3 protein-coding genes and 3 pseudogenes are annotated in these 4,196 nt (G+C 41.9%); 4 read left to right on the top strand and 2 right to left on the bottom strand.

Going from position 1 to position 4,196, the window contains the following annotated elements; translation table 11 throughout:
• Nucleotides 1-1,233: IS66 family transposase (gene tnpC / locus QUA99_RS32340; protein ID WP_333245797.1), on the top strand; the 1,233-nt coding region annotated here is incomplete at its 5' end.
• Between the two features lie 570 nt (nucleotides 1,234-1,803).
• Entirely contained in the window at nucleotides 1,804-2,007 is a 204-nt protein-coding gene (locus QUA99_RS32335; RefSeq protein WP_333442207.1) for a hypothetical protein, read from the top strand.
• Between the two features lie 422 nt (nucleotides 2,008-2,429).
• On the opposite strand, the gene QUA99_RS32330 is transcribed toward QUA99_RS32335, so the two are convergent.
• Both QUA99_RS32330 and QUA99_RS32325 read right to left on the bottom strand, forming a co-directional pair.
• On the bottom strand, nucleotides 2,430-2,621 hold the full coding sequence (locus tag QUA99_RS32330) for a hypothetical protein (RefSeq protein ID WP_333245804.1): 192 nt from the start codon (nucleotides 2,619-2,621) through the stop codon (nucleotides 2,430-2,432).
• 163 nt (nucleotides 2,622-2,784) lie between these two features.
• Nucleotides 2,785-3,096, bottom strand: a pseudogene (locus QUA99_RS32325) (transposase); the annotation flags it as partial.
• A 77-nt stretch (nucleotides 3,097-3,173) separates the two neighbouring features.
• Between QUA99_RS32325 and QUA99_RS32320 the strand changes: the two are divergent.
• Together QUA99_RS32320 and QUA99_RS32315 are read left to right on the top strand one after the other, a co-directional pair.
• A pseudogene (locus QUA99_RS32320) lies at nucleotides 3,174-3,777 on the top strand (IS701 family transposase); the annotation flags it as partial.
• A 212-nt stretch (nucleotides 3,778-3,989) separates the two neighbouring features.
• Nucleotides 3,990-4,196, top strand: a pseudogene (locus tag QUA99_RS32315) (IS4 family transposase); the annotation flags it as partial.

The raw sequence follows: 4,196 nt of genomic DNA, 5'->3' as shown, positions 1-4,196 counted from the left end.
ACTTTTTTTGACGCTTCTATTGATTTTAACTATTTTACGCTGATTTGGGGATATTTACAAAACCGGGATGCTCCCGGGTTTAGCAGAGTAGATAGGGTTGAGATTTTACGACCCCAAGAGTGTAGTAGCTGTGGTCAGAGGGAATTTGGGGCGAGACCACTAAAAATAGAAACTCAGCAAGTAGCACAGTTAGTGAATAAACCAATTGAAATCGTAGAAGATCAAAGATATACGTGTATTTGTAGTAAGTGTGGCGAAAAAAAAACAGCAGACTGGTCACCAGAGATAGTACCAGGACAAGATATAGGAATCAGACTACAAGCTTTTTTAGGATGGATAAATAATTACGGGCATTTATCCTACGAAAAACAACAAAAACTCTTGTGGGAACTCGGAGAAATCGAAATTGGGATGGGAACTCTGGTAGCCACAAATGAACGAATAGATGGTGCAGTGACTCAAAGTATTGACCTGCTCAAACAGTGGATAAACCAAACCCAGCCAAATATCCATTCCGATGAAACACCTTGGGTCGTCAAAGGGGTAAAAGAATGGTTATGGATTTTTGCCAATCAGGATTTCGCTTTATTTCATGCGGCTGATACTCGTTCTCGCGCGGAATTAATATCTATACTGGGTTCCAGCTATGAAGGTGTACTCAGTTCTGATGATTATAGTGCTTATAATGGTTATGCGGTGAAAGCTCAACAGAAATGCCTAGCGCATCTACGTCGTCACTTCAAGAAACTCATTCAGCTTCCCGGCTTACATAACCAAGAGATTGGGGCAAAATTTATCAGCCTGATCGATGAAGGTTTTCAAAACTACGCTTTATTCCAACAAACCCAAAACATTGAGCAATTCTTGAGTTGGACATCCGAGTTTAAAGTAAAAGTTGCATCTTCTATTCATTTATGGATTGATCGAGCCGGAGGCGAGGCAAGTAAACTTTTACGATCCTTACGAAATAAAACCGCTCAATGGTGGTATTTTTTAGACCACCCGGAGATACCGCCTGATAATAATTTAGCAGAACGAACGTTACGTTTAGCCGTCACAAAAAGAAAAGTTAGTGGAGGTTCCCGTTCGATGGAACGATTCCAAGATACTGCCAATTTATTGACAGTTATACAAACTTGCCGTCGTCAAGGACGTTCTGTAATTGAGTTTTTTGATCGAGCTATAAAAGCGATGGTTAACCCGGCTGTGCAGACCCCATCTTTAATACCTTAAGTTTATACCTGAATCCTTACGCCGATCGTTGCCACGAGAGAGCGATACCTTTGTATAAAAAAGAACTTAATTTTTGCTCAAACTTCCGAAAAAACCGATTGTGACAGTCTCGGGTGCGGAATGTAGGTTTTAGACAACGTACAAGGAAATCATTGTGGCCATCGCCAGTCCAAAATACTCACTCATCCCAAAATTCTTGGTGTGATATCGTTTCCGGTTGCACCGGAATTGGCCCAGAAATAGCGAAGCTGTCACGAGGCGCAAAGTAGCCAGTCAAACCCTTATCAGATAAAGGTTTGAGCGCCTAATACCTTTCTGGTTCAAGAAGCCGCGCCATCTACCAACGCATCTTGAGAGGAATTGCCGTCCCTAGCTTCGAGCCAGTCGGCGATCACCTGAACAGTCGCTTCAGAAAGCGCCGCCTTTTTACCCTCTTGCCTTCTGCGCTAATTATCATTCTTTCTTTTTCAATCTATATTTAGACATATTGACAAAATTTGCTTTTTTTTAACTTGTTAGCAATGAGGAGAAACAGGTATGCTTTAGAGCAAAGCCTACACAGGAAAAACAATGAACCTCAACTTTAACCAAGCCCTGCAAAAAAGTCAAAACCCAGAAGTAGAAATGACCTGTGGACTGGAGGAAATGTCAGACGAGGAACTGTTGCCAATAAATGGTGGGGTTACAGTACAATTGGAATTTGAGTCAGATGAGCTAAATTCAGTAGAGGCTGGTGTGTCGGCGAGGTTTGGGAGATTGGGACTGGGACTATAATAAGAATGACATTTATTCTGTAGCGACTTGTGTTACATCCTACCTCCCTAATCATTTGACAGAACTTTCTAGTAAGCTGCAATAAGCTTTTGCTAGTTCATACAAGTTAAACCCCTACCAACCACTGGTAGGGGTTCTGTTTTAGGGTTAATAAACTTGTTTTAAATCTTTTGTTTTTCCCATAAAAAGGCCTAGAAATAGCGAATCTGTCACGAGGCGGAAACTAGATTTAGGCTGTACGAATAATATATTTTTTGAGCCAGCGGATTGGCTGCGGTAGAGTATTGATTGTACTCTGCCGTGGTTAACTGAGTTTAAGCTTGTTGGAGTGGGGGCGATCTGACAAAATGGCTGTAAGCCTTATTTGGTAACGGTTTTAATTGCTAGTTTGCGTAGGCGTGACAGCTTCGCTATTTCTGAGCCTATTTGAGGTAAATTTCTGGATCGTTGGGCCACCAAATATTGTCATTCCTATTGCTAAAGGCATCAGACCAGATGATGTGAATCCACTCGCTCAAAGGATTGTAACCCAACCGGGGATTGCTTGCAGCGAATAATTGCCGATCGCCCGCCGCTTTTGGCGCGTGGTGTTTTGCCGAAGAATCGACGTTCAACCCAAACTAATTATTCCCGATTTTAGGGCAATTAGACAAGCGGTTGCATCGGGATTTAGCTTTAATGTTTTTCCCGACTACTTGTGTGCAAATTGGGCCAAAGAAAATCGCTTGACACTTGTCCTCAAACCTGCACAGGCTGTTATACCAACCGCCAAGGCGGTTAGGAAACTTTGCTGAGGACATCTTGCATAGCATCTCGAAGACAGCTAAATCTATCGATTTGTTTACGGATGCGGCTTTTTAGCCATGACTAACATTGCTCAATTTTGTTTAAATCTGGCGAATAAGGTGCTAGGTATAGCAATCGACATCCTGCGGATTCAATTATCTCTTGAATCCGTCCACCTTTGTGGAATGTTGCATGATCTGCTATCACTACTTGTCCTGGTTTTAATACTGGTACTAAACAAGTTTCTAGCCAGATTTCAAATACACTTCGATTACCAGCTCCTTCTACCGTAAATGGTGCTAACGGGACTTAAACAAAAAATACGGTGAAAATACGTTATAATGCTTGCAGAGGAAGCATATAACGTTAAAAAATGACCAATGAAAGAGACAACCCCTGCCGCGATGCCCCCCTGCTTCGATAGATGGTGTCAAAGATTTGACGATATTTTTGGTCATCTTGCCCAAAAACGAGAGTTTAGGAATTATTTAGGGGGATTATTGGGAGAAAGTGAGCGAAAAAACTTGTCGCAGATGGCAGCAAACGCCGTGGGAGTAACTTACCACAAATTACATCATTTTTTAACAGCAGCGCCTTGGTCATTCAATGAGGTCAATCAACGTCGCCTAGACGTAATGAATCAGTGTCACTTGCGCCAAGATTAGTCGAGGATTTAGCCTGATAATAGATGATTCAGGGCATAGAAAAAGTGGTAATTTTACCGCAGGTGTAGGAAGACAATACATCGGACAAATCGGAAAAACTGATAATGGGGTAGTAGTAGTTACAAGTCATCTATATGATGGTAAGAAGAGCCTGCCATTAGATATTGAATTATATAGAAAAGCCGACTCATTACCAGAAGGAAAAGCCGACCCAGAATTCAAGAAAAAGCCAGAAATAGCCAGAAAATTAATCGACAAAACCTTAGCGAGAGGCTATAAACCAGGAATAGTCTTGATGGATGCAGGGTATGGTAATAACCTGGGGGGGTGACAACCCGCCCCAAACCCAAAGAGCGTAAAGATTTAACCCACTTGTGCTAAAAAAAGATAGGCAGCCGAATTGTTACAAGCTAGCCTATCCCAAAAATAATGTTACCAACATTCTATCAGACCCACTTACAAAAACAACTGACATCAGCCCAGTTTATTTTACTCACAATCTTGCTCTCCTTGATACAATCAGAGAAACAAGTGAGACTAGAGAGGCTGGCACGAGTATTTCCCTACCCAATTACTACCGAAAGTCGCCGTCGCAAATTGCAAAGATTTTTGGACTTACCTCAATTAACGATCGCACTAATTTGGCTCCCTTTGATCGCTTACTGGTTAAAAACTTATTGCTCTGCGGGACCAACCCTATTAGTGGCGATCGATCGGACTCAATGGGGTTGTATTAAT

It is taken from the genome of Microcoleus sp. F10-B2 (assembly GCF_036704965.1).
Lineage (GTDB): Bacteria > Cyanobacteriota > Cyanobacteriia > Cyanobacteriales > Microcoleaceae > Microcoleus.
The sequence above is the reverse complement of the archived record's forward strand: the minus strand, read 5'-3'. Positions and strand labels throughout refer to the sequence as shown.